The following is a 23,582-nucleotide window of genomic DNA, read 5'->3' as shown; positions in this document are numbered from 1 at the left end:
GGCGCGCCACGCCCCGCCTTCCCAGGAACGCGACATATCGTGTTTACTGGATGAGGAGCCGGACGAAGGGCATGCCGCGATGTCGCGCTGGACGATCGACGAACCCACCACACTCGACTTCGACGGCGTGGTGGCGCTGCGGGTCACGCTGATCGCGGGCAGTGTGTCGGTGCTCGCCTCCGACGAGCGCCCGTCCATGATGATCGGCGACGTCCAGGGGCCGCCGCTGACCATCACGCACGAGGCGGGCATGCTGACCGTCACCCACGAGAAGCTGTGGGAGGGCATGCTGAGCTGGCTGCGCACCCACAACGTCCGCGCGGCGATCACGGTGACCGTCCCGCGCGACTGCCCGGTCACGCTGAACCTGGTGTCGGCGGACGCGGTCGTGACCGGCATGACGTCCCGCACGTCCATCAAGAGCGCCTCGGGCGCCGTGACGCTCGACGCGGTGGCGGGCGCGATCGACGCCAACACCGTGACCGGCGCCATCGAGGCGCAGGGCCTCGACGGGACGGTGTCGTTCACGTCCGTGTCCGGCGACCTGTCGCTGGCCGGCGCGTCCATCGACCGGCTCGCCGCCCGGGCGGTCAGCGGCCGCATCGCCGCCGACATCGACCTTGCCGGCGAGGGCGGCGTCGACGTCAACACGGTCTCGGGCGAGGTGGCGCTGCGCGTCCCCGGGTCCACCGGCGCGGAGGTCACGCTGAACTCGGCGGCCGGGCGGATCGAGACGTCGTTCCCCGAGCTCGGCCGGCAGGAGCGGGCCGTCTCGCGCAGCGTCACCGGCAAGATCGGGGACGGCTCGGGCCGGCTCGCGGTCAACACGGTGTCCGGCACGATCACCCTCCTCGGCCGCGACGACGACGCACCGGAGATCACCACCAACCCCCGCATGGAGAAGTGAGGACTACGTGAGCCCCGTTTTCGGGCACGGTCGCCTGCGGCTGTACCTGCTGAAGCTGCTGGAGGAGAGCCCGCGGCACGGCTACGAGGTGATCCGGCTGCTGCAGGACCGGTTCCTCGGGGTCTACTCGCCCTCCCCCGGCACGATCTACCCGCGGCTGGCCCGGCTGGAGTCCGAGGGCCTGGTCACCCACGAGGTGATCAAGGGCAAGAAGGTGTACTCGCTGACCGACAAGGGCCGCGAGGAGCTGGAGCGCCGGATGGACGAGCTGGCCGAGCTGGAGGAGGACCTCTCCGCCTCGGCGCAGGAGTTCGCGCGCGGTGTGCAGGAGGACGTCCGGCAGACCGTCCGGTCGCTGCGCGAGGAGCTGACGCAGGCCGCCCGGACGATGCGGGACCAGGGCAAGACCACGTCCAAGGAGGCGTGGAAGGAGACCACCGAGCGCCAGAAGGACGAGTGGCGCCGGCAGAAGGAGTACTGGCGCGAGCAGAAGCAGGCGTGGAAGGAGGAGTGGCGGCAGAACTGGGACGACGCGTGGAAGACGGCGACCGGCACCCGCGAGGACGTCGCCCGCCTCAAGCTGGAGCGCCTGCTCCGCGGGTTCGTCGAGGACGTCCGCAAGGGCGCGAAGAAGGCCCGGCTGGACGACGACGACCTCGCCGCCGCGGAGGCCCTTCTGAACGAGACCCGCGACCGGCTGAAGAACGAGATCTTCCGCAGGGACGAGCCGTGACCGGAGACCCGGCCACGGCTCCCGGCCTCACGGCGTAAAGACGATCTTGCCGAAGAGGTCGCCCTCGTCCATCGCGGCGAAACCCTCGCGTGCCCGGCTCAGCGGCAGCGTGCGGTCGATCAGCGGCCGGGTGCCCGTTTTGACCAGAAACCGCGCGAGCCGCTCCAGCTGGTCCCGCGTCCCCATGGTGGAGCCGACGACCTGGAGCTGCAGGAAGAACACCCGGTTCAGCTCCGCCGGCGGCACCTGCCCGCTGGTCGCGCCCGACACCACGACGCGCCCGCCGGGCCGCAGCGACTTCAGCGAGTGCGACCAGGTCGCCTCCCCGACGGTCTCGATGACGGCGTCCACCCGCTCCGGCAGCCGCGCGCCCGTCTCGAACGCGGCGTCCGCGCCCAGCTCCTCGGCCCGCTTGCGTTTGGCCTCGCTGCGGCTGGTCGCGTAGACGCGGTAGCCGGCCGCGGCCGCCAGCGCGATCGCGGCGCTCGCGACACCGCCGCCCGCGCCCTGCACCAGCACGGACGCACCGGGCTGCAGCCCGGCCTTGTCGAACAGCATCCGGTACGCGGTGAGCCATGCGGTCGGCAGGCAGGCCGCCTCGGCGAACGACAGCCCGGCGGGCTTCGGGACGAGGTTGCGGCGCGGCACCGCGACCTTCTCCGCGAGCGTCCCGGGGTGGATCTCCGACAGCAGCGACCGCTTCGGGTCGAGGGTCTCGTCGCCGCCGCCCCGCGCCGGGTCACCGATGACCGAGTGGACGATGACCTCGTTGCCGTCCTCGTCCACTCCGGCCGCGTCGCAGCCGAGGATCATCGGGAGCCGCTCGGCGGGCAGGCCGACGCCCTTCAGCGACCACAGGTCGTGGTGGTTGAGCGCGGCGGCCTTCACCGTGACGGTCGTCCAGCCGTCCGGTACCTCGGGATCGGGCCGCTCCCCCAGCGTCAGCCCGTTCAGCGGATTGTCTGCGTCGATCTGTGTGGCCGTGACAGCGAACATGAACGCACACTAACCGTCCGCCGGAACGGCACGCGGCCCGCCCCCCGGACCGGGGGGCGGGCCGCGTGCTCCGATCTCACAGGACCTTGGACAGGAAGTCCTGCGTGCGCGGGTGCTGCGGGTTGGTCAGGACGTCCCGCGGCGTGCCCTCCTCGACGACGACGCCGCCGTCCATGAAGACCAGCGAGTCGCCGACCTCACGGGCGAAGCCCATCTCGTGGGTGACCACGACCATGGTCATGCCGTCGAGGGCGAGCTGCTTCATGACCTCCAGGACCTCGCCGACCAGCTCGGGGTCGAGCGCGGACGTCGGCTCGTCGAAGAGCATCAGCGCGGGCTCCATGGCCAGTGCCCGGGCGATCGCCACCCGCTGCTGCTGCCCGCCGGACAGCTGCGCCGGGTAGCTCTGCACCTTGTCGCCGAGCCCGACCCGCGTCAGCAGGGCGAGGGCCCGCTCCCTGACCTCCGCCTTGGGTTGCTTCTTCACCCGGCAGGGGGCCTCCATGACGTTCTCCAGCGCCGTCATGTGCGGGAACAGGTTGAACCGCTGGAACACCATGCCGATCTCGCGGCGCTGCGCCGCGACCTCCCGGTCGCGCAGCTCGTACAGCTTGCCGCCCGACTCCCGGTAGCCGACCAGGTGGCCGTTCACCCAGAGCCGGCCACCGTTGATCTTCTCCAGGTGGTTGATGCAGCGCAGGAACGTCGACTTGCCGGACCCGGACGGCCCGACGACGCACATCACCTCGCCGGGCTTCACCTCCAGGTCGATGCCCTTCAGCACCTCCAGCCGGCCGAACGACTTGTGCACACGCTCGGCCTTGACCATCAGGCCGCCGCTCGCGGCCGCGGCCGCGGGCTCCTCGGGCTCCTCGGGCTCCTTGGAGAGGGAGTCGCTCACGATGTCCTCGTCTCCGCTCACTGGCCACCTCCTCCGCCGCGGAAGCGGAGCCGCAGCCTGACCTCGGCCCCCTTGGTGGTGCCCCTGCTGTAGTGCCGCTCCAGGTAGTACTGCCCGATCATCATGACCGAGGAGATGAGCAGGTACCACAGGCAGGCCATCACCAGCATCGGGATGATCTTGTAGGTGCTGGCGTAGATCGTCTGCGCGGTGAAGGTGAGCTCGGAGTAGGGGACGGCCGCGACCAGCGAGGTGTTCTTCAGCATCGAGATCGCCTCGTTGCCGGTCGGCGGGACGATGACGCGCATCGCCTGCGGCAGCACGATCCGCCGCATCGTCTGCATCCGGGACATGCCGAGCGCGCTCGCGGCCTCCTGCTGTCCCTCGTCCACGGACAGGATCCCCGCACGGACGATCTCGGCCATGTACGCGGCCTCGTTGAGGATCAGTCCCAGCGACGCCGCGATCGCGGCGTTGACCAGTTCCTGCGTCTTCCACGTCTCGAACTCGGGCCCGAAGGGGATGCCGATCCCGACCGTCGGGAACAGCGTGCCGATCGCGCCCCAGATGAGCAGCTGCGTGTAGAGCGGCGTGCCGCGGAAGAACCACAGGTACACCCACGCCGCGCCGCTCAGCAGCGGGTTGGCCGACAACCGCATCAGCGCGAGCACGATGCCGAGCACCACGCCGCCTGCCATCGCGGCGAGGGTCAGCCAGACCGTGTTGCGGACGCCCTTGAGCACCGCGTCGGAGAACAGGAACTTCCACTGCTCCGACCATTCGAGCGCCTTGCTGGTCAGCAGGAAGTGCACGAACATCGCGACCAGCACGACGATGACGGCCGCGCCGAGCCACCGGCCCGGGTGCCGGACGGGGACGGCCTTGATCGCCTCCGGCCGTCCCTTCTCGACGTCGTTGTCGACCGTCATGCGATCAGCCCTGCGCGGCGTTGATCGCCGGCTGGGTCACAGCACCGCTTTCCACGCCGTTCTCCTCCAGGATCTTCTTGTAGGTGCCGTCGGCGATGAGCGCCTGGAGGGCTCCGAGCACGGCGTCCTTGAACTGGCCGGAGTTCTTGCCGAACGCGTAGCCGTACGGGGCGGTGTCGTAGACCTGGCCGATGATCTGCAGCTTGCCGGTCTTCTTGACCGCGCCGCCGACGATCGGCGAGTCGGCCGCCATCCCGTCCACCTTGCCGGCGACCAGGTCGTTGTTGACCTCGGTCTGCTGCTTGCGGACGACCGGCTTGATGGCCGGCTTGCCCGCCTCGGTGCACTTCTTGCTGCGCGCTGCGAGGTCGTCGACCTGCACGGTGCCCTGCTGGACGCCGATGCTCTTGCCGCACGCGTCGTCGGGGTTGACGCCCTTGGGGTTGCCCTTGAGGGCCGCCCACGCCGTCCCCGCCGAGTAGTAGCTGACGAAGTCGACGGCCTTCTCGCGCTCCTTGTTGTCGGTGAAGGAGGAGACGCCCGCCTCGTACTTGCCGGACTGGACGCCGGGGATGATCGTGTCGAAGCCGGCGTTGTGGTACTCGGTCTTCAGGCCGAGCTTGGCCGCGACGGCGTTGAAGAGGTCGACGTCCCACCCGACGATCTTCTGCGAGGCCGGGTCGACGGACTCGTTGGGCGGGTACGACGCGTCCGTGCCGATCGATATCTTGCCATCGCTCTTGATGGCGGCCGGGACCATCGCCGCGAGCTTGCTGTCCACGCTCGTGTTCGAGGCCGCGGAGCCGCCCGAGTCGTTGCTGTCGCCGCATGCGGACAGCGCGAGGGCGCCCGTCAGCACGAGCGCGCTCGCCGCGACGGCGCGGCGGCGCAGAGAACCGGTGGTCACTGGTCCCCCTCCAGGTGGTTTGGTCGGATCCGCGTAGATCCGAAGGCTAGGTGCATAGTTTGGCGTATAACGTCCCTGATCTGGATAAAGGGTCCGAAACAATCACGCAACGACGAAGCTCCAGATCAGTACGCGGTCCCCGGATGTCCTCCACGTAGCGCGACCGACCCGCTACCGTTCGGGCACGGTCACGTGACGGTCACCACCACCCCGTCCCCCGGGCGCGCAGAATCCCGTGTGGCACAATCGGACAACGGGTGACCCCCGTGCGTCGCGAGATGACCACCAGGTGACCGGCCACCAGACCACCACCACCGCGGCGGCATCGCAAGAAAGCCAACTTTCACTGACAGGGGTCGCTGTGGCTGCTGAGCCCATTCATACCGAACCGCCCTCACTGGAGGACGATCCGGCCTTCCCGCTGCACCGCGGCGGCAAGCTGGAGATGCGGTCGACCATCCCGGTCCGCAACAAGGACGATCTTTCGCTGGCCTACACCCCGGGCGTCGCCCGGGTGTGCACCGCGATCGCCGACAACCCCGAACTCGCCTACGACTACACCTGGACGTCCAAGGTCGTCGCCGTCGTCACCGACGGCACCGCCGTGCTCGGGCTCGGCGACATCGGCCCCGCCGCCTCCATGCCGGTCATGGAGGGCAAGTCCCTGCTGTTCAAGGAGTTCGCCAACGTCGACTCCGTGCCGATCGCGCTGAGCTGCACGGACGTCGACGAGATCGTCGACACGGTGATCCGGATGGCGCCGAGCTTCGGCGGCATCAACCTGGAGGACATCAGCGCGCCCCGCTGCTTCGAGATCGAGGACCGGCTGCGCGCCGCGCTCGACATCCCCGTCTTCCACGACGACCAGCACGGCACCGCGATCGTGGCGCTCGCCGCGCTCACCAACGCGGCCCGCTTCATCGGCAAGCCGCTGTCGGAGCTGCGCGCGGTCGTGGCCGGGGCGGGCGCGTCCGGCATCGCGGTCTCGCAGATCCTGATCGAGGCCGGCATCGGCGACATCGCACTGTCCGACAGCAAGGGCCTCATCCACGAGGGGCGGGACGGCCTGAACCCGGTCAAGGAGCGCATCGCCGCGATCACCAACCGGTCGCATCTGAAGGGCTCCACGGAGGAGGCGCTGCGCGGCGCCGACGTGTTCATCGGCCTGTCCGGCAGCACCGTCCACGAGTCGTGCGTCGCGACGATGTCGGAGAACGCGATCGTCTTCGCCCTCTCCAACCCCACCCCGGAGGTCCACCCGGAGATCGCCCGGCGGCACGCCACGGTGGTCGCGACCGGCCGCAGCGACTTCCCGAACCAGATCAACAACGTGCTGGCGTTCCCCGGCATCTTCCGCGGCGCGCTGGACGTCCGCGCCCACTCGATCACCGAGGGCATGAAGCTGGCGGCGGCGAACGCCCTCGCCGGCATCGTCGGCGACGACCTGACCGCCGACTACGTCGTCCCCGGCCCGTTCGACGATCGCGTCGCCCCGGCGGTCAGCGCCGCCGTCGCCGCCCAGGCCCGCAAGGAAGGCGTCGCCCGCATCTGACCACCGGCGGCCCGTGTTCCACACCCCGGAACACGGGCCACGGCGGCTCGTCAGGCACCGCGTTTGAAGAGTGCCGCCGGAAGGGGCCAGTAGCGGGCCACGACGCGGCCCACCACGAGGGCGTCGGGGACGGGCCCGAAGTCCCAGCTGTCACGGTTGCCGGGGGCGCGCTGGTTGTCGCTCTCCAACCACCAGCCGCCTTCGGCGCGGTAGGCCGCCCGCTTGACGATCAGGAGTTCGGCACGCTCCGGATGCCGCGCTACGAGGAGGTCGCCGGGCGCGGGGCGGACCCCGGTGCGGACGATGAGCCAGTCCCCCGGCCGCAGACCCGGCAGCATCGAGTCCCCCGTGACCTCCACGGTCCGCGGCTTCGGCGCTGCGCCCAGCGCGAGAACGGCCGCGCCGGCAAGGGCCCACGGCACCGGGTGGCGCGGCCTCCGGATCCGCATGATCCTCCTCGTTCGCCCGCATACTTCGGCGGGCGGCGGTCACAACTCTGCTGGAAGGGTTCCGGACCGGGTGCGGTCCGGGTCTTAGGCCGAAATACCGAGCGCCCTGCCCGGACGGGCCCAGGGCTACAACGGTAATGTCGGTGACCTGAGCATGATCCGCAACGAGGGAAGGGATTCGCAGGTGTTGCTCAAGCTTCTGCGCCCGAAGACCATGGTGTCTGCGCACTGCGACCTGCCGTGCGGCGTCTACGACCCGGCGCAGGCCCGGATCGAGGCCGAGTCGGTCAAGGCGATCTGTGAGAAGTACGCGGCGAACGAGGACCCGGAGTTCCGCGCCCGGGCGATCTTGATCAAGGAACAGCGCTCCCAGCTGGTCAAGGAGCACCTGTGGGTGCTGTGGACCGACTACTTCAAGCCGCCGCACTTCGAGAAGTACCCCCAGCTCCACCAGCTGTTCAACGAGGCGACCAAGCTCGCCGGCGCCACCGGCACCAAGGGCAGCATGGACCCCAAGGTCGCCGATGACCTGCTGAGCAAGATCGCGGAGATCGACAAGATCTTCTGGGAGACCAAGCAGGCCTGACCGGCCCGAACGCCGAGGCCCAGCCCGAAACGGGCTGGGCCTCTGCCATGTGCTAGGAGCGGGCCGCCTTGGTGAGGGCGTCGCCGGCGAGGCGGTAGACCATCCACTCTTCCTGGGGACGGGCGCCCAGGGCCTTGTAGAAGCCGATGGCGGGTTCGTTCCACGCCAGCACCGACCATTCGACGCGTTCGTAGCCCCGGTCGTCGGCGATGCGGGTGAGTTCGGTGAGGAGGAGCTTGCCGTAGCCGTGGCCGCGGACGTCCGGCTCGACGAACAGGTCCTCCAGGTAGATGCCGTGTGTACCGTTCCACGTCGAGAACGTGAGGAACCACACGGCGAAGCCCACGACGCGGCCTTCGTGCTCGGCGACGAGCGCGAAGACCTTGGGGTCGTCGCCGAAGAGACGGTCGAGCAGCTGATCCTCGGTGGCCTTCACCTCGTGGAGGGCACGCTCGTAGTCGGCGAGCTCGTGGATCAGCCGCAGGATGGCCGGGACATCGTCGGGGGTCGCGTAACGGATCACAGGTGGCAGGCTATTCGAGCGATGCAAGTGGCACGTCCGGGTCGGCCCACCGGTCGTTGGGGACGATCGGGTACCAGCCGGGCCGCCCCGGGTCGCGGTCGTAGGGGTAGCCGCCGAGTTCCTTGTACAGCTCGGCGTACTCGGCGAGCTTGTCACGATCCAACCGGACACCGAGGCCGGGACCGGTGGGAACGGGAATCCGGCCGCCGGTGTACCGCATCAGCCCGCCCTCGATCACGTCGTCGGCGAGGTGGTGGTAGTGCGCGTCGGCGGCGTAGGTGAGGTTGGGCAGGACGGCGCCGAGGTGCAGCATCGTGGCGAGCTGGATGCCGAGTTCGCCGGAGGAGTGCACGGCCACGCCGATCTGGAACGTCTCGCACACGCCGGCGGCCTTCACGCAGGGCCGGATCCCGCCCCAGAAGGTGGTGTCGAGCAGGACGACGTCCGCGCTGCGGCGCAGCACGTTGGCGGCGAGCTGCTCGAAGTTGACGACGACGGTGTTCGTGGCGAGCGGGATGTTCACGCGTTCGCGGACGAGCCGGAGCCCCTCCAGGCCGAGGACGGGGTCTTCGAGGTAGTCGTTGGGGAGGTCCTCGATCGCCTTCCCGAACCGCAGGCCCTCCTCCAGGCTGAGGACGGAGTTCGGGTCGTAGCGGAACCGGTCGCCGGGGAACGCCTCCGCGAGCGCCTTGTAGCACTCCAGTTCGTGGCCCGGCGGGAACACGCCGCCCTTGAGCTTGTGGACGCCGAAGCCGTGCTGCGCCTTGAGGGCGCGGGCGTGCTCCACGAGCTGCTCGGGCGTGCGGACCTCCGTCGATCCGCCGGCGCCCGGGTAGCGGTAGAAGAGGTAGGACGCGAACGGGACCGAGTCGCGGATGCGGCCGCCGAGCAGGTCGTACACCGGGACGCCGAGGTGCTGGCCGACGAGGTCCAGGCAGGCGAACTCGATGGCGGCGAGCATCTGGGTGCGGTTGTTGTAGAGGCTCGCGGTCGGGTTGGCGATCTTGAAACGGAGGGTCTCCAGCTCGAACGGGTCGTGCCCCTCCAGATGCGGGGCGAGGGCCTGGAACGCGGCCTCGGCGCTCTGCCCGCCGCCGCCCATCTCGCCGAGCCCGACCAGGCCGTTGTCGGCCTCGACCTCCACGATCGTCCGCACGAAACGGCCCCAGTGCGCGCCGTTGCTGTGCAGCAGCGGCGCCTCCAGCGGCACGGTGACCGTGGTGGCGCGGATATCTGTGATCTTCATGTGTCCCCGATTCGTCCTCATCGCCGAACGGTGACGGTGACGACGCCGCACGCGGGCAGCCGTACCGTCATCGTGCCGTCCCGGACGGGCAGTTCCGCCGGGTCACGCTCCGATCCACCGCTCAGCAGGGCGCCGGTGGCGCCCGGCACGTGCAGGCTCGTCTCCACCGCGGCGGCGGCGAGCGACTGGAGCCGGACGGCCAGCCCGTCGCCGTCGCGGGCGCGGCCCAGCGAGGTCACGAGGACGTCCGGGTCGTCCACGCGCAGGAACGTCCCGGACTCCGTCGCGGGCGCGTCGCCGGTGGCGAGGGTCGCGACGAACTGGTCGGTGATCCCGGATGCCGTGCGGGCGCCGAGCCTGCGTCCCGACCCGGCGGGGCCGGACGCGAACGCGTACCGGAAGGTGGTCTCGCCCTGCTGCTGGGACGGGAAGTTGGTGTCCCAGATGTTGTTGAGCGCCCACGAGTAGACGGTGCCGTCCTCGTTGTCGAGCGTCGGCGGGAACGGCGCGTACGGCATGTGGATGGAGCCGAACTGGACGAGCGGCGCCTCCAGCGTCGCCCATGCGACGGTCAGCTCGGGGTCCTCGAACGCGACCCAGTGCCGGATCGGGCGCATGTGCTCCGCCGATCCCGGGACGCTCGGGACGGCGGTGCCGCCGACGCCGCCGGTCAGCTCCCAGGCGGCGGGCGGGCCGTCCACGGCGAACGGGAACGCGAAGAACACCGCCTCCTTGGCCGCGGTCGGCTGCTTGCCGAGCTGGTACCGGACGTCCACGCGCGGCACGCCCGCGTACAGGTCGATCGTCGTGCGCAGCCAGTCGACGCCCTTGCCGTGGAGTTCGACGACGAGCCGCTCACCGGCAGGGGTGCGCTCGCACGTTGCGACGGTCGCGTGCGTGGCGACGGCCCTGTCTCCGAGCATCGTCTTGTCATGGACGAGCATGTGCCCGGACATGTGGTTGAAATGCGGCGCGGTCGCGTACCGGTCGTAGACGTACTGCCCGAACCCGGCGACGGCGTCGGCGTTCACCAGTTCGCGGCCGGTGACCTTGTCGAAGACCGAGCCGATGTGGCCTTCCTTGAGGTCGTAGGTGACGCGGTAGAACTCGTTCTCGATCGTGCCTTCGGTGCCGAGGTCGACGGGCTCCGGCGTCTCCGTCCCGGCCCGGACGACGTCGACGCGCACGTGCCCGTGGCCGGGGACGTCGGGCACGACGGCCTCGAGGTGGCGGCCGATGGGACGGGTGGGCCACTCGTCCGGGTCGACCTCCTCCTCGCGGTGCGGGACGGGCTCGCCGGTGCGGGCGTCCACGAGCGTGATCGGGACGTCCACGGAGACGATGTCGCGGGGCAGGAACGCGCGGGCGACGTCGGTGCGGGCGGCCGTGCCCGGGTTGACCACGAGGAACGAGGCGAGCGCGTCCGGCGCCGCCCCGAAGGTCGCGCCGAGGCGCCGCGCGCCGGCCTGCAGCAGGTCGAGAGCGTCGTCGTGGGCCTGGTAGCCGACCTGCGACTTGCGGGTCCACTGCAGGCCGCCGGAGTCGCCGCCCTCCTCGGCGTCCTCCCACGGGTTCGCGGCGCCCCAGGTGTGCTCGTCGAACAGCGCGGCCCGGTCGTAGGCCTCGTCGATCGCCGCCGGGGCCCCTGTCCGGTCACCGCTGCGGTCGTCGGCGAGGGCGTGCAGCGTCTCGGCGGACCGCAGGACGTTCTGGGCCCGCCGGACGTAGCCGAGCGGGCGGGCGCCCGAGCCGAGGCCGTCGGCCCACCAGTCGGTCCAGTCGCCCTCGTGGGTCTGGAGCCGGTCGCCGTGGTGCTCCTCGACGTACTCGAAGAAGTCGGCGTTGGTCGCCATCCGCAGCCGCGGGTAGGCCCAGGTCTCGTTCCAGCGGTGCGCGATGTCGGCGGGGACGATCGACGGCCCGGCGTTGTCGGCGTGCGCACCCTGGACGCGCAGGTGGACGGCGTCCAGGAAGTCGGGGTCCTTGGCCGCGCCGACCTGGCCCGGCGCGGCGTACCAGCCGAACGTGCCGGGCCCGTACGGGTAGGGCCGGTCGGCGAGGGAGCCGAGGTAGCGAGGCAGCAGGTCCTCGGCGAGGTCATAGCCGTCGACGAGCCCGACCGTGTTGCCCTCCATGTAGGCCATGCCGTGCGGGGTGTCGGTGAACCAGACGATCAGCTCCCCGCCGCCCGGCGACCGCCACCGGAACGGCCTGGCGAGCCGGTCGCCGCCCGTGATGTACGGGACGGACCGTCCGGCCCAGTTGTGCGCGGCGGCGAGGTACCGGACGCCGGCCGAGTTCAGGGCGTCCACCGTCCCGGCGACCGCGCCCGGGATGTCGGTGTGCATGGCGGAGCGGACCTCGATGCCGTACTTGCGCCGCAGGTCCTCGACGAAGCGGAGCTGCCGGTACAGCTCTTCCGTCGAGCACGCCTCCGTGTGCAGTTGCATCGGGAACGCGGTCACCTCGATGTTGCCCGCGCGGACCCGCTCGGTGAACTCGGCGACCTGGTCGTCGGGGCGGGTCGCGAGCCAGCGCAGCGCCGGCATCGACGACTCCACCGACCAGCGGAACCGCGCGTCGTCCGGCCGCCCGTCTGTCTCCCGCGTCAGCCGGAGCGCCGCGTCGAGGTAGTCGAGGTGGTGGCGCAGGACGGTGCCCTGCGTGTCGGTGTAGCCGATGTCGAGATGCGAGTGGTGGACGACGAAGACGTTCCACCTGCGCTGCGGGGTGATGTCGAGCGGGGCGGCGCCGACCAGCCCGTCCGCGTCCCGGACCTCCAGGGTGACGCGGCGCGGGCCGTCCACCTCGGGGACCAGCAGGGTCAGCGTCTCGCCCTCGCCGGTCGCGGAGGCCACCTCGGCGTCCCCGTCCTTGAGGGCGACCTCGACCCGGCCGCCGCCGGAGAGCGTCACCCGGACGGCCTGCCGGAGCGCGCCGTCCTCACCTCGCTTGAACAGCGGCAGCACGGCGGCTCGGACGCACAGCCCCCGCACCGCGAGGACCTCGGTGGACGTGTCCTCGCGCAGCGCGGCGCGGATCCCGTCATAGTCAGGGGAGCCGAGGCTCGCCTGAAGCAGACGACTGGTCATTGTTATGCGTCAATCTTTCTCTGGGCGAGCACTAGAACTGGGCGAGGGTCAGGCCGCGGGCGAAAAGCCGCTGTGTCGCGAGGAACAGCACGACGGTCGGCAGCGAGACCACCAGGCCGGCGGCCAGCGCGATCGGAACGGGCGTCCCGGCGTACACGTCGGTGGTCAGCGCGGACAGCTCGGCCCACACCGGCCGGACGGTCTGCGACTGCGAGAGCGTCAGGCCGAACAGCAGGTCGTTCCAGACGAAGGTGAACTCCAGGATGAACACGGCGGCGAGGGCCGCCGCCGACAGCGGCAGGTAGATCCGCCAGAAGATGCGGAACGTGGACGCGCCGTCCAGCCGCGCCGCCTCGAAGATCGAGACGGCGACGTTGCCGAAGAAGTTGCGCATCACCAGCGCGGCCAGCGGCACGTTGATCGCCGAGTAGATGACGATCAGCCCGAGCCGGTTGTCGTAGAGCGACACCTTGCTGTAGCCGACGAACAGCGGGACGAGCAGCATCTGGAACGGCACCACGGTCCCGGCGAAGATCACCACGAACCAGGCGAAGCCGTGCCTGAGCCGCAGCACCACGATCGCGTACCCGGCGAGCGCACCCATGAGCACCGCCAGCGCTGGGGAGACGATGCTGTACAGCAGCGTGCTCAGCAGCGTGTCGCCCACGGCCGTGCGGTCCCATGCCTCCGCGATGTTGCCGAACAGGCCGATCGACGACGGCGGCTTCACCGCGTCCGACGGGTCGTAGTCGCCCGCCGGCCGGATCGCGTTCGCGATGATCAGATACGTGGGGAACAGCCACGCCACCCCCAGCACGGCCAGCACCCCGCGCCGCACGTTCAAGCTCACACGGTTCATGGGGCTTCCTCCCTCCCGACCTGACGCCGCAGATAGATGTACGAGGCCAGGCCGGTGATGGTGGTGAGCAGCACCGCGACCGCCGACCCGTAGCCGTACTCGTTGGCGACGAACACGTCCCGGTACATGGTCACGGCCAGCGTCTCGGACGAGCGGCCGGGCCCGCCCTGCGTCATCACCCACACGATGTCGAAGTTCTTCAGCCCGGCGACGAGCGCGAGGCCGAGGACGACGGTGGTGATCGGCCGCATCAGCGGCCAGGTGACGTGGCGGAACATCGACCAGCCGGACGCGCCGTCGATGCGCGCGGCCTCGATCGGGGCCCGCGGGATCGACTGCAGGCCGACGACGAACAGCAGCATGTTGACGCCGAGCTGCTGCCACGTCCACACGACGATCATCGCCATGGTGTTGCCGGGGCCGTCCTGCAGGAAGGCGGTGTCACCGCCCGGCATGCCGAGCAGCGTGAGGATCTGGTTCGCCATCCCGTCGGGCTGCAGGATGAAGCCCCAGATCACGCCGAGACCGGCGCCCGACATCGCGTACGGCAGCAGGAACGGCAGCCGGAACCACGCGCCGCGCTTGAGGTCGTAGGACAGGACGGCGACGAGCAGCCCCAGCCCCACCGGCAGGACGATCGTCCCGACGACCCACAGCAGCGTGTTCCGGATCGAGGTGAGGAGGGCGTCGTCCTCGAAGAGCCGCCGGTAGTTGTCCAGGCCGCTGAACTCGGGCGACGCGAGCCCGTCGTAGCTGGTGAAGCTCAGGTACGCCGTCCACAGGAAGGGCAGGTACAGCAGGACGGCGACGAACAGCAGGGCCGGCGAGATGTAGAGGTGCCGGAACGTGCCGTGCAGCGCGAACCCCTGACGGCGCCGGCCGCGCGCCTTGCGGCGGCCGGCGCCCGGGGGCGGCACCACCGTCAGCTTCGGACGGTCGGTGGTGGCCTTGTGCATGCTCATTTCGGAGGATCAGCTTCCGGCCTTGTGCGACTTCCAGTAGTCCTCGTTCACCTTCTGGATGCTCTTGAGGACGTCCATGTAGGTCTCCGGCTTGTTGAGGAACTTGTCGAACCCGCTGAGCGCCTCGGTGAGCACGGGCGCGGGCGCGGCCTCGAAGTAGCGCAGGACGAGCCGGTTCCCGTTCGACGCGGCCTCCTTGGTGACCGCGGTCAGCTCGGGGTCGGCGACCTTCACCTTCGGGTTGCCGGACACGTCGCCGCGCGCGTTCGCCCACTTCTCCTGCGCGGCGGGCGTGATCCACCACTTGAGGTACTTGCTGCTGGCGGCCGGGTCGGGGGCCTTGCGCAGCGAGCACAGCGGGCCGCTCTCGAAGATCAGCGACCGCTTCGGCAGCGCCGGGTTCGTGTTCGGGACGAAGAAGAACCCGTAGTCCTTCCCCTGCTTGAGGCCGCGCTGGGTCATGCTCGTGTTGAACCACGTCCCGCTGATGACCATGGCGGCGTCGCCCGACTTGAAGTGGTCGGCGGGGTCGGCCTTGTCGCCCGGCTTGGAGAACCAGCCCTTGTCGATCATCGACTTCCAGCGCTCCATCACCTGCACGACGCCGGGGTCGGTGTAGGACGCCTGGCCCTTCGACAGCCGCTCGTACAGATCGGGGTCGGTGCCGGCGAGGAGCTGCTCGAACCAGGCGAACGAGAACAGCGAGGTCGGGGTGGTGTGGTTGAAGGGCACCTGGCCCTTCGACTTGAGCGTCTGCGCGACCTTCTCCAGCTCCGCCCACGTCTTCGGCGGCTGCAGGTCGTACTTGGCGAAGATCTTCTTGTTGTAGAACATGCCCCAGTAGGCGGTGTTCAGCGGGACGCAGTACTGCTTGCCGCCGACCGTGTAGTACGTCTTCAGGTCCTCGGTCAGGTCGCCGCTCTTGATGGCGTCCTGCCAGATCTTCGTGGTCTCGGCGACCTGGTTCTGCTTGACGATCTCCTCCAGGCGTCCGCCGGTCGACCAGGTGAACAGGTCGGGCTTGACGTTCGTGCGGAAGGAGGTCTTGATGAACGCGGTGTAGGTCGGCTCGTCGGTGTAGCCGACCGGCGTCATGTCGAGCCCGGTCTCCTGCTTGCCGAGGGCTCCCATCTGCTCGAAGAAGGGCTTCCAGGCGCCCTTGTCGTTGTAGAGCTTGAGCTCGGACTTGCTCCCGCCCGAGTCGCCGGACCCGCAGCCGGCGGCGAGCAGGACCGCACTCGCGGTGAGCGCGGTCACCCGGAGTCGCGTGGACGGCACCATGGTGAGCCTCCTTCATCGGGCGCCGATGCCCGATCGGGGTGGTCGAAGGACTGAATCAGGGAATGGTGAACCGGCCGCACGGCGCGCGCCGGGCGGCGGGGGTGCGGCCGCTCAGGCCAGCCGCTGCTCTATCACTTGCTTGATGTCGGCGAGGTGCGACCGCATGAGGGACTCGGCGTCCCGCTCCGCGCCCGACTCGATGGCGGCGAGGATCGCCGTGTGCTCCTCGAAGTCGCGGACGCGGTCGTCGAAGATGCGCTGTATCTCCCGCTGCTCGGACGCGTGCACCGACAGCAGCGAGTCGATGACCTCGCAGAGCACGGAGTTGCCGGCGACGCCGGCGACCTCCCGGTGGAAGGTCATGTTGGCCCTGTGCAGGCGTACTTCCGCGTCCTGCGCGTCGCCGCCGAGGTCCGCGCTCGCCTGGTCGAGGATGGCGTGGAGGAGTTCGACGTCGGCGGGCCCCGACAGCCGTGCCGCCCGGCCGGCCAGCGGCGGTTCGATCAGCAGCCGGGCGTCCAGCAGCTGGAGCAGCCGGTCGGCCTCCAGCTCCCGGACGTTGGGGTTGGGGATGACCACGCGTTCGAGGTCGGCGCCCACATAGATCCCGGAGCCGTGCCGGAGCTGGATGGCCCCGGTCGCCTCCAGCCGGCGCAGCGCCTCCCGCAGCGTCGGCGTGGTCACCGCGAAGCGCTGCGACAGCTCGCGCGCCGACGGCAGCCGGTCACCGGCGCGCAGGCCGTCCGACCTGATGAGATCCAGCATCCGCTCCGTGAGCGCGTCCGCCAGGCTCGGCCGGGCCACATCCTGTGACATCGCCACCTCGTTCCGCCAAAGAAGTAAAGTCATCTAATCACTTAGCGACTGCGCTGTCCAGCCTCCCGGTGAGACATCGCCGCAGGACGGCACGCTGTTCCTCGAACGCGAGCCGTCCCAGCCGCGCCGACAGGATGCCGTCGAAACCGTGGCAGGCGCCGGGCACATGGTGAAGCTCGGTGGGGACGCCCGACACGATCAGCCGGTGCGCGTAGCCGAGCCCCTCGTCCCGCAGCGGGTCGTACTCGGCGACCAGCACGTAGGCGCGCGGCAGCCCGGACAGGTCACCGGCCCGCGCGGGGGCCGCATAGGCGGGGACGTCGGCCCGTCCGCCCAGATAATGCCGCCACATGTGCCGGACATCGGTGCGGTTGAACAGCGGCGGCTCGGTGAAAGCCCGCATCGAGGGGGTCTCCATCCGGTCGTCCAGGACGGGATAGAGCAGCATCTGGAACACCAGCGGCGGGCCGCCCTCGTCCCGCGCGCGCAGCGCCACGGCCGCCGCCAGCGCGCCGCCCGCGCTCCCCCCGCCGACCGCCACCCGCTCCGGATCGCCGCCGAACCCGCTCGCGTGCTCGTGCGCCCACACCGTCGCGGCGTAGCAGTCCTCGAACCCCGCCGGGTACGGATGCTCCGGCGCGAGCCTGTAGCCGACCGACACGACCGCGATCCCGTCTTCGGCGAACTCCAGGCATCGCCCGTGCTCGTTTTCCAGTTCTCCGGTCACGAAGCCGCCGCCGTGGAAGTACACGAGCACGGGCGCCGGACGCGCCGCCTCACGCGGCCGGTAGATCCGCACCCGGACGGGTCTCCTGTGGGGGGACGACCCCCCACACCCCCCGGAAGGGCCCTCAGGCGCACCGGGCGGACCCGGGATCGTCCGCTCCTCGACGCCGGAACCGTCTCCGGCGGGGGGTTCGGCCAGCGCGGCGGCGAGGTCGCGCATGGACGCGCGGGCCTTGATCGGGTCCGCCAGGCCGACGTACGGCAGGCCGTCGAGGGCGGCGGCCAGTTCGGGGTCCAGGGTCATGGTCCGGGCCTCCTGGGGTCGTGGACGGGACGCGCCCCCGGGCGGGAGGTCACCCGGGGGCGCGTGGGAGCGGTACCGCCGTGGACGGAACGGCGATGCCGCGGCTCGGGGGGACGGGCTCAGCCGGAGACCGGGAGGCTGATGTACCGCGCCCGGTAGATGCTCACGTCCCGGTAGTTGTCGTTGGTCGGGCCCTTGGTGGCGTCCAGGCTGTTCACGTTGTAGGAGATGACCAGGCTGCCGTTGGACGACAGCGACGCGTGCTGGTGGGCGTTGTAGGTGAAGATGTCCGGGTCGCCGTACGAGCCGAACTGGCCGGTCTCGGGCGTCTGGTAGACCGTCTGCTCACCGGTGAAGGGGCCGTGCGCCGCGCACGACAGCAGGACGTCGATCTCGGCGCCGAACGCGATGTTCGCGTCCTGGTTGACCATGATGTAGTGCGAGCCGCGCTTGGCCACGCTGAACTCGTTGGACACGCCGCTCATCAGCCGCGCCGAGTCCGTCTCCACGGCAGACCAGCCGCCGGCCGTCCGGTACTGCCACGTTCCGCGCAGGTCCGTGCCGCTGACGCGCGCGATGTGCAGGTACTTCGTGTTCACCTGCGTCTCGGGATCGATGTAGTCCTCGGTGCCGTAGATGTAGGTGAAGCCGCCGTCCCGCAGGAGCGCCGACCCCCACTGGGTACCGGACGCCGACGGCATCGCCTTGACCTGCGTGGGCGTGGACAGGTTGCCGCTGGGGAAGCGGGCGAGGACGTTGTCCTTGAACTTCATGTCCCACCCGGTGCCGTTGTCCGGATCGGGGTCGTAGTACTCGCGGTAGAGCTGCTGGACCTCCGAGCCGTTCTGGGTGAGGTCGCCGGCCCAGTACCAGTGGGCGGACTGCGCGGGCGGCATGACGGCCTTCGGCGCGGAGGCCGTCCCGCCGTGCACGGTGGTGAGCGCGCCGCCCGTCGCCTGGACGACGAACGAGTTGTTGATGAACGGCGTCGTCCCGCCCTCTTCGATGACGACCGGGCGTGAGCCGTTCGCGTTCACCTGGCCGAGGAAGGTGTCGGAGTAGGCGTAGACGATGCGTCCGTCCGAGAGCTTCAGCGAGTAGGTCGTGTCCGCGCCCGTCCAGTCGTCCAGGAGTGTGTTGCTGTTGCCGTACGAGGTGAACTTGCCGTTCAGCGAAGTGTTCTGCGTGGCCGTGCCGAACGTCGGCGGGGCGTGCCCGGAACAGGTCGGCGCGGCCGCCTGCTCATTGGAATGGGCCGTGTGGCCCTGGCCGCGGGCCTTCTCGTGGCCCTTTCCGATGAACGGGCCGCGCCCGTTCGACGGGCCGTGGCCGTGCGTGTCGGCGATCGCCGGCACGGCGGGGGCGGCCGCGAGACCGGCGCCGAGCAGCAGCGCGGAGGCGAGGGCCGCGGCGCGCGTGCGGCGCCGTCCCGCGTGAACGGATGAGGGCCGATCGGGTGATGAAGGACGGGACTCCTGCATGGAAACCTCCGCGAGGTCGCTGTCACACGCCGCTCGTGCGCCCCACATCATGAGTCATCAAATGACTTGGTGTCTAGATCTTCGAGAAATCAGGTCCGGGTTTCCGGCAGCGCGGCGGGGTTGCGGGCCAGCAGGCCCCCGTCGACGCGATGCTCGGCCCCGGTCACGAAGGACGAGCGCGGCCCTGCGAGGAACGCCACCACCTCGGCGACCTCCGCCGCGGTCGCCACCCGGCCGAGCGGATGCGCCCGCCCCCACTCGGCGACCTGCGCGTCCTGGCCCGTCTCCCCGCGGAACAGGTCGGCGGCCCAGCGCAGCATCGGGGTGTCCACCGAGCCCGGGCAGACCACGTTCGCGCGGATCCCGTCGGCCGCGTGGTCCAGCGCCATCGCCCTGGTCAGCGCGTTGATCGCGGCCTTGCTCGCGCTGTAGGCGGCGACCCGGTCCTGGGACACGAACGCCTGCACCGAGGACATCGTGACGATCGTCCCGCCGCCCCGGCGGCGCAGCTCGGGCACGGCGGCGCGGCAGGCGAGGAAGACGCCCTTGACGTTCACGCCGAGCACCTCGTCCCACAGCTCCTCGGACGTCTCCTCGACCGTCCCGTACCGCTGGACGCCCGCGCAGGTCACCACCACGTCGAGGCCCCCGTGCCGGGACACCGCCGTCCCGACGAGGTCGTCCATCCGCGCGGCGTCGGTCACATCGGCCTGGACGCCGGTGACCTCCAGGCCGTCCGCGCGCAGTTCCTCCTCGGCCCGCCGGACCTCGTCCTCGCCGAGGCCGCAGAAGACCACGGCGGCGCCGTCCCGCGCGAGCCGTTCCACCACGGCCCGGCCGATGCCCAGCGACCCTCCGGTCACCACGGCGACCCTGCCCTCGAACTCCGTCATTGATCTCCTCCGATGACGCCCGCGCGCAGCCACAGGCTCCTCGTGGCGTGCGGGCCGAGCCTGAGCGCGGTGCCGTTGGCGACCGCCGCCGCCAGGCCGTCCGTCGGGTGTCCGGCGAACGGCTCCAGGCCCATCACGTACGCGCGCCCCCACCACGGATGGCCGGTGGTCGCTCCGGACTCCTGCCACAGCCACAGGTGCGGGAGGACCGCCGCGTCCCAGCGCACCCGCATCCCGAGCCCGCCGTCCGGATCGACGACCTCGTAGCGGCCCTCGTCCAGGCCGGTGAGGTAGACGATCTCACTCGGCGCACCGTACTCGGGGACGACGCCGAGATCGACGACCCCGCCGCCGTCCGCCGGAACGCGCGGCCACGCGTGCGGCCCTCCCGCCCGGACCCGTCGTCCGCCGGGGGCGATCGCGGTCTCGTGCGGGACGACCCGGACGCCGTCCGGGAGCCTGATCCGGTGCCCGGGACGCAGGAAGGGCGCGCCGAACACGATGTGGTGCCCCCACATCGCGCGCAGTTCCACCCCGGACTCGTTGGCCAGCTCCTCCTCGACGACGAGCTCGGCCTCTCCCGACCGCAGCCGGAGCGTCTTGGTCACCCGGAGCGGCATCCGGCGCGCCCGCACGGTCAGCCGGACGGCGACCTCCCCGGCGCCGTCGGCCACGATGTCGGCGTCCCAGGGCAGGCCCGCCACCTCGCCGTGCTGAGCGAACGCGGCTCCCTCGTAGGTGCTCGGCGCGCCGCCGTTCGGCAGGACCTCCTGCCATCCGCCCTCATAGCCGTCGAGGAACGCGGCGACATCGTCGGTGGCACCGCCGGCGACGTCCCGCGGGTTGCGCAGGCCGTCCGGCGAAAGCCACACGAAGTCCATGTCGCGCGGCTTGTAGCAGAACTCGGCGATGTCGCCGCCCTTGCCCGCGAGGACGGTCACCCGCAGCAGCTCGTTCTCCAGCACCAGGGCGTCCAGGCCCGACCAGGTGATCTCGTGGACCCGGGCGCCCCAGTTGCGGGACGGCCGGTGCCGGCGGTAGCCCATCAGCTCCAGTGCTCCGCGCCGTGGAAGGCGAAGTCCTGGCCGGGGACGTACATGGGGCGCGGCTGGTACTCGTTCACGCCCGGATCGCCGCGCAGCAGCAGCGCCGACGGGAACGGCAGCGGCTCCTGGGTGATCCTCGTCGACGTCGGGATGTACCGGATGGTCAGCCCGCAGCGCCGGTAGGGCGAGTCGTTGGCGTTGCTGCCGTGCATGATGTTCGGGTGGTGCACCTCGACGTCGCCGGGTTCGAGGACGAGGTCCACGGCATCCGACTCGTCCACGCCGACCGCGCTCTCCACACCGAAGACGGCCTCGGCGTCGTCACGTTCGCGGACCTCGTGCAGCTCCTCCTTGTGACTGCCCGGAATGACGCGCAGGCAGCCGTTCTCCGGAGTCGAGCGGTCGATGGCGAGCCAGAGCGTCACGACGCGCATCGGGTCGAGCGGCCAGAACGCGCCGTCCTGATGCCAGAGGACGGCCTTGCCCGTGAAGGGCGGCTTCGAGATGTAGGCAGAGGCGAACAGGGCGATGTCGGGTCCGACGAACCGCTCGGCGACGTCCAGGAGGCGGTCGTCGGAGACCAGCCGCACCCAGAACGGGTCCTGTGCGACCAGTTCGGTGGACAGGTCCTCGCCGGTCCGCTCCGGGTAACGCCGCTGCAGCCAGCGGACGTGCTGGTCCGCCTCGGCGATCAGCGCCGGGTCCAGCACGTTTCTGAAGATCGCGTACCCGTCGTCGGCGTAGCCTCGCATCGGATCGTCCATGGGCGTCCCTTCTCCGTCGGCGCGACACCCCGAAGTCTTAGTCATCAGATCACTTGCTGTCTAGATGTATCGTCTCCTCTGGCCGACCGAGGAGAGGAGCCGCCGTGCGCACACCGGACGACCGTCCCGCCCGGATCGCCCTGATCGGCGAATGCATGATCGAACTGAGCCATGTCGCCCGGGACCGGCTCGCGGTCGGCTACGCCGGGGACGCCTTCAACGTCGCCGCCTACCTCGCGCGCAGCGCGGCCCCCGGCACGGCCGACGTCCAGTTCGTCACCCTCGTCGGCGACGACCCGTACAGCACGGAGATGCGGGAGTCCTGGGCCGCCCGCGGCGTCGGATCGGAGCACACCCGCGCCGTCCCCGGCGGCCAGGCCGGCCTCTACCTGATCCGCACCGACGCGCACGGCGAGCGGACGTTCCACTACTACCGCTCCCGGTCGGCCGCCCGCGGCCTGTTCGGCCCCGCCCAGCCGGCCGAGATCGACGAGGCCGTCGCGGCGCACGACGTCGTCTACCTGTCCGGGATCACCCTGTCGATCATGACCCCCGGCGCCCGCGCCCGTCTCCTCGCGGTGCTGGACGAGACCCGCCGCCGCGGCGGGCTGGTCGCGTTCGACGGCAACTACCGTCCCGCCGGCTGGCCCTCCCCCGAGGCCGCCGCCTCCGCCATGTCCACCGTCCTGGCCCGGACCGACATCGCCCTCCCCACCCTCACCGACGACCGGGCCGTCTTCGGAGACCGGACCGCCGCCGACACCGTCGGGCGGCTGCGCTCCGCCGGAGTCGGCGAGATCGCCGTCAAGATCGGCGCCGACGGCTGCATGATCGCCGACCGCACGACCGCGGAGGCCGTCCCGGCCCTCCCGGACGTGACCGTGATCGACACCACGGCGGCGGGCGACGCGTTCAACGGCGGCTACCTCGCGGCCCGCCTGGCCGGCGCCGGCCGCCGCCGGGCGGCCGAGGCCGCGAGCGCCCTGGCCGCCGAGGTGATCACCCATCGCGGCGCCCTCCTCCCGGCCGATGCGGAACACCTCCTTCCCCCCGCCGCGGACATTGGTGAGAAAGCCACGCGCGGCGGAGTCTCGTTGCACGCCTCGCAGGCGGTAGTTTCGAATGCAGCGGGACCATCCTGCGAGGGAGTGACGTGACAGAGGAAACCGCTGCAATGCCGGCCAGTACGAAGTTGTCCGTCCGCGACGTGGTGACGGTGAAGCTGCCCGCCGCGAGCGCCTACCTGTCCGTTCTGCGGACCGCCACCGCGGGTCTCGCGGCCAGGCTGGACTTCACGCTGGACGAGATAGAAGACCTGCGCATCGCCGTCGACGAGGCGTGCGCGATGCTGCTCGCCCAGGCCCTGCCGGGAACCGATCTGACGTGCGAGTTCGAGCTGACCGGGGACGCCATGCGCATCTCCGTGTCGGTCCTCACGGTGGACGGCGAGGAGCCCAGCCGCGACACGTTCGCCTGGACCGTCCTGTCGTCCCTGGCGGGCGAGGTGGACGCCCGGGTGGGCTCCGACGACCGGGTCACCGTGACGCTGCAGAAGCGGCGCGGTGCGGCGGGGGCCCCGTGACGGAGAAGACGACGACGGAGCAGACGACGGTCGCCGGGGCGAGTACC

At 70.7% G+C, this 23,582-nt stretch carries 23 protein-coding genes; 6 read left to right on the top strand and 17 right to left on the bottom strand.

Annotated features, from left to right (window positions below; all coding sequences use genetic code 11):
- The first annotated feature begins 79 nt into the window (after positions 1-79).
- Both ACQPXG_RS11980 and ACQPXG_RS11975 read left to right on the top strand, forming a co-directional pair.
- Positions 80-907 (top strand): DUF4097 family beta strand repeat-containing protein, encoded by an 828-nt coding sequence (locus ACQPXG_RS11980; protein ID WP_433467726.1) that lies wholly within the window; start codon positions 80-82, stop codon positions 905-907.
- A gap of 7 nt (positions 908-914) precedes the next feature.
- Positions 915-1,640, top strand: a complete 726-nt coding sequence (locus tag ACQPXG_RS11975; protein ID WP_433467725.1) for a PadR family transcriptional regulator — start codon at positions 915-917, stop codon at positions 1,638-1,640.
- A gap of 27 nt (positions 1,641-1,667) precedes the next feature.
- On the opposite strand, the gene ACQPXG_RS11970 is transcribed toward ACQPXG_RS11975, so the two are convergent.
- The 4 genes from ACQPXG_RS11970 to ACQPXG_RS11955 form a co-directional block, all read right to left on the bottom strand.
- A complete protein-coding gene (locus ACQPXG_RS11970; protein ID WP_433467724.1) occupies positions 1,668-2,636 on the bottom strand; it encodes a zinc-binding dehydrogenase in 969 nt (322 codons plus the stop codon).
- A 76-nt stretch (positions 2,637-2,712) separates the two neighbouring features.
- Positions 2,713-3,465, bottom strand: a complete 753-nt coding sequence (locus tag ACQPXG_RS11965; protein WP_433469945.1) for an amino acid ABC transporter ATP-binding protein — start codon at positions 3,463-3,465, stop codon at positions 2,713-2,715.
- A gap of 89 nt (positions 3,466-3,554) precedes the next feature.
- Complete coding sequence (locus ACQPXG_RS11960; RefSeq protein WP_433467723.1) at positions 3,555-4,466, bottom strand: amino acid ABC transporter permease; 912 nt, start codon at positions 4,464-4,466, stop codon at positions 3,555-3,557.
- Positions 4,467-4,470: 4 nt separating this feature from the next.
- Complete coding sequence (locus ACQPXG_RS11955) at positions 4,471-5,373, bottom strand: ABC transporter substrate-binding protein (RefSeq protein ID WP_433467722.1); 903 nt, start codon at positions 5,371-5,373, stop codon at positions 4,471-4,473.
- A 361-nt stretch (positions 5,374-5,734) separates the two neighbouring features.
- On the opposite strand from ACQPXG_RS11955, the gene ACQPXG_RS11950 reads away from it, so the two are divergent.
- Positions 5,735-6,925: an NAD(P)-dependent malic enzyme gene (locus ACQPXG_RS11950; protein WP_433467721.1), complete on the top strand. Its 1,191-nt coding sequence runs from the start codon at positions 5,735-5,737 to the stop codon at positions 6,923-6,925.
- A gap of 50 nt (positions 6,926-6,975) precedes the next feature.
- On the opposite strand, the gene sodX is transcribed toward ACQPXG_RS11950, so the two are convergent.
- Complete coding sequence (gene sodX / locus ACQPXG_RS11945; protein ID WP_433467720.1) at positions 6,976-7,374, bottom strand: nickel-type superoxide dismutase maturation protease; 399 nt, start codon at positions 7,372-7,374, stop codon at positions 6,976-6,978.
- A gap of 184 nt (positions 7,375-7,558) precedes the next feature.
- On the opposite strand from sodX, the gene sodN reads away from it, so the two are divergent.
- Positions 7,559-7,960 carry a superoxide dismutase, Ni gene (gene sodN / locus ACQPXG_RS11940; protein WP_433467719.1) on the top strand — a complete coding sequence of 134 codons (402 nt, stop codon included), beginning with the start codon at positions 7,559-7,561 and terminating at the stop codon, positions 7,958-7,960.
- 52 nt (positions 7,961-8,012) lie between these two features.
- On the opposite strand, the gene ACQPXG_RS11935 is transcribed toward sodN, so the two are convergent.
- From ACQPXG_RS11935 to ACQPXG_RS11880, 12 genes are all read right to left on the bottom strand, one after another.
- Positions 8,013-8,483 (bottom strand): N-acetyltransferase family protein, encoded by a 471-nt coding sequence (locus tag ACQPXG_RS11935; RefSeq protein ID WP_433467718.1) that lies wholly within the window; start codon positions 8,481-8,483, stop codon positions 8,013-8,015.
- Positions 8,484-8,493: 10 nt separating this feature from the next.
- Entirely contained in the window at positions 8,494-9,729 is a 1,236-nt protein-coding gene (locus ACQPXG_RS11930) for an enolase C-terminal domain-like protein (protein ID WP_433467717.1), read from the bottom strand.
- 17 nt (positions 9,730-9,746) lie between these two features.
- Complete coding sequence (locus ACQPXG_RS11925; protein WP_433467716.1) at positions 9,747-12,821, bottom strand: glycoside hydrolase family 38 C-terminal domain-containing protein; 3,075 nt, start codon at positions 12,819-12,821, stop codon at positions 9,747-9,749.
- Between the two features lie 31 nt (positions 12,822-12,852).
- Positions 12,853-13,680, bottom strand: a complete 828-nt coding sequence (locus ACQPXG_RS11920) for a carbohydrate ABC transporter permease (RefSeq protein WP_433467715.1) — start codon at positions 13,678-13,680, stop codon at positions 12,853-12,855.
- Positions 13,677-14,642: a carbohydrate ABC transporter permease gene (locus tag ACQPXG_RS11915; RefSeq protein ID WP_433467714.1), complete on the bottom strand. Its 966-nt coding sequence runs from the start codon at positions 14,640-14,642 to the stop codon at positions 13,677-13,679. Before ACQPXG_RS11915 ends, ACQPXG_RS11920 begins: the two co-directional genes overlap by 4 nt.
- A 9-nt stretch (positions 14,643-14,651) precedes the next feature.
- Positions 14,652-15,923: an ABC transporter substrate-binding protein gene (locus ACQPXG_RS11910; protein ID WP_433467713.1), complete on the bottom strand. Its 1,272-nt coding sequence runs from the start codon at positions 15,921-15,923 to the stop codon at positions 14,652-14,654.
- A 111-nt stretch (positions 15,924-16,034) separates the two neighbouring features.
- Complete coding sequence (locus tag ACQPXG_RS11905; protein ID WP_433467712.1) at positions 16,035-16,739, bottom strand: FadR/GntR family transcriptional regulator; 705 nt, start codon at positions 16,737-16,739, stop codon at positions 16,035-16,037.
- Between the two features lie 37 nt (positions 16,740-16,776).
- The gene (locus tag ACQPXG_RS11900; protein WP_433467711.1) at positions 16,777-17,769 is read right to left on the bottom strand and encodes an alpha/beta hydrolase; all 993 of its coding nucleotides are present in this window, start codon (positions 17,767-17,769) and stop codon (positions 16,777-16,779) included.
- Positions 17,770-17,888: 119 nt separating this feature from the next.
- The gene (locus ACQPXG_RS11895) at positions 17,889-19,250 is read right to left on the bottom strand and encodes a DUF4185 domain-containing protein (protein ID WP_433467710.1); all 1,362 of its coding nucleotides are present in this window, start codon (positions 19,248-19,250) and stop codon (positions 17,889-17,891) included.
- A gap of 89 nt (positions 19,251-19,339) precedes the next feature.
- Positions 19,340-20,143, bottom strand: a complete 804-nt coding sequence (locus tag ACQPXG_RS11890) for an SDR family NAD(P)-dependent oxidoreductase (protein WP_433467709.1) — start codon at positions 20,141-20,143, stop codon at positions 19,340-19,342.
- Positions 20,140-21,189, bottom strand: coding sequence for a DUF4432 family protein (locus tag ACQPXG_RS11885; protein ID WP_433467708.1), 1,050 nt, complete (start codon positions 21,187-21,189; stop codon positions 20,140-20,142). The genes ACQPXG_RS11890 and ACQPXG_RS11885 overlap by 4 nt, the downstream gene beginning before the upstream one ends.
- On the bottom strand, positions 21,189-21,953 hold the full coding sequence (locus ACQPXG_RS11880) for a phytanoyl-CoA dioxygenase family protein (RefSeq protein WP_433467707.1): 765 nt from the start codon (positions 21,951-21,953) through the stop codon (positions 21,189-21,191). Before ACQPXG_RS11880 ends, ACQPXG_RS11885 begins: the two co-directional genes overlap by 1 nt.
- Before the next feature lie 104 nt (positions 21,954-22,057).
- Between ACQPXG_RS11880 and ACQPXG_RS11875 the strand changes: the two genes are divergently transcribed.
- Together ACQPXG_RS11875 and ACQPXG_RS11870 are read left to right on the top strand one after the other, a co-directional pair.
- Complete coding sequence (locus ACQPXG_RS11875) at positions 22,058-23,110, top strand: sugar kinase (protein WP_433467706.1); 1,053 nt, start codon at positions 22,058-22,060, stop codon at positions 23,108-23,110.
- Positions 23,107-23,535 (top strand): anti-sigma factor, encoded by a 429-nt coding sequence (locus tag ACQPXG_RS11870; RefSeq protein WP_433467705.1) that lies wholly within the window; start codon positions 23,107-23,109, stop codon positions 23,533-23,535. The genes ACQPXG_RS11875 and ACQPXG_RS11870 overlap by 4 nt, the downstream gene beginning before the upstream one ends.
- Positions 23,536-23,582: the final 47 nt, after the last annotated feature.

Source organism: Spirillospora sp. CA-128828 (assembly GCF_050945415.1).
Taxonomy (GTDB): Bacteria; Actinomycetota; Actinomycetes; order Streptosporangiales; family Streptosporangiaceae; genus Spirillospora.
Note: the sequence above shows the minus strand (reverse complement) of the source record. Positions and strands in the feature narration are given on the sequence as shown.

What these genes read in the sequence shown, in the direction of transcription:
- ACQPXG_RS11980 (WP_433467726.1), top strand. Translation starts at nt 80, where the DNA reads ATGTCGCGCTGGACGATCGACGAACCCACCACACTCGACTTCGACGGC.
- ACQPXG_RS11970 (WP_433467724.1), bottom strand. Translation starts at nt 2,636, where the DNA reads ATGTTCGCTGTCACGGCCACACAGATCGACGCAGACAATCCGCTGAAC.
- ACQPXG_RS11965 (WP_433469945.1), bottom strand. Translation starts at nt 3,465, where the DNA reads ATGGTCAAGGCCGAGCGTGTGCACAAGTCGTTCGGCCGGCTGGAGGTG.
- ACQPXG_RS11960 (WP_433467723.1), bottom strand. Translation starts at nt 4,466, where the DNA reads ATGACGGTCGACAACGACGTCGAGAAGGGACGGCCGGAGGCGATCAAG.
- sodX (WP_433467720.1), bottom strand. Translation starts at nt 7,374, where the DNA reads ATGCGGATCCGGAGGCCGCGCCACCCGGTGCCGTGGGCCCTTGCCGGC.
- ACQPXG_RS11930 (WP_433467717.1), bottom strand. Translation starts at nt 9,729, where the DNA reads ATGAAGATCACAGATATCCGCGCCACCACGGTCACCGTGCCGCTGGAG.
- ACQPXG_RS11925 (WP_433467716.1), bottom strand. Translation starts at nt 12,821, where the DNA reads ATGACCAGTCGTCTGCTTCAGGCGAGCCTCGGCTCCCCTGACTATGAC.
- ACQPXG_RS11920 (WP_433467715.1), bottom strand. Translation starts at nt 13,680, where the DNA reads ATGAACCGTGTGAGCTTGAACGTGCGGCGCGGGGTGCTGGCCGTGCTG.
- ACQPXG_RS11915 (WP_433467714.1), bottom strand. Translation starts at nt 14,642, where the DNA reads ATGAGCATGCACAAGGCCACCACCGACCGTCCGAAGCTGACGGTGGTG.
- ACQPXG_RS11910 (WP_433467713.1), bottom strand. Translation starts at nt 15,923, where the DNA reads ATGGTGCCGTCCACGCGACTCCGGGTGACCGCGCTCACCGCGAGTGCG.
- ACQPXG_RS11905 (WP_433467712.1), bottom strand. Translation starts at nt 16,739, where the DNA reads ATGTCACAGGATGTGGCCCGGCCGAGCCTGGCGGACGCGCTCACGGAG.
- ACQPXG_RS11900 (WP_433467711.1), bottom strand. Translation starts at nt 17,769, where the DNA reads ATGACCCTGGACCCCGAACTGGCCGCCGCCCTCGACGGCCTGCCGTAC.
- ACQPXG_RS11895 (WP_433467710.1), bottom strand. Translation starts at nt 19,250, where the DNA reads ATGCAGGAGTCCCGTCCTTCATCACCCGATCGGCCCTCATCCGTTCAC.
- ACQPXG_RS11890 (WP_433467709.1), bottom strand. Translation starts at nt 20,143, where the DNA reads ATGACGGAGTTCGAGGGCAGGGTCGCCGTGGTGACCGGAGGGTCGCTG.
- ACQPXG_RS11885 (WP_433467708.1), bottom strand. Translation starts at nt 21,189, where the DNA reads ATGGGCTACCGCCGGCACCGGCCGTCCCGCAACTGGGGCGCCCGGGTC.
- ACQPXG_RS11880 (WP_433467707.1), bottom strand. Translation starts at nt 21,953, where the DNA reads ATGGACGATCCGATGCGAGGCTACGCCGACGACGGGTACGCGATCTTC.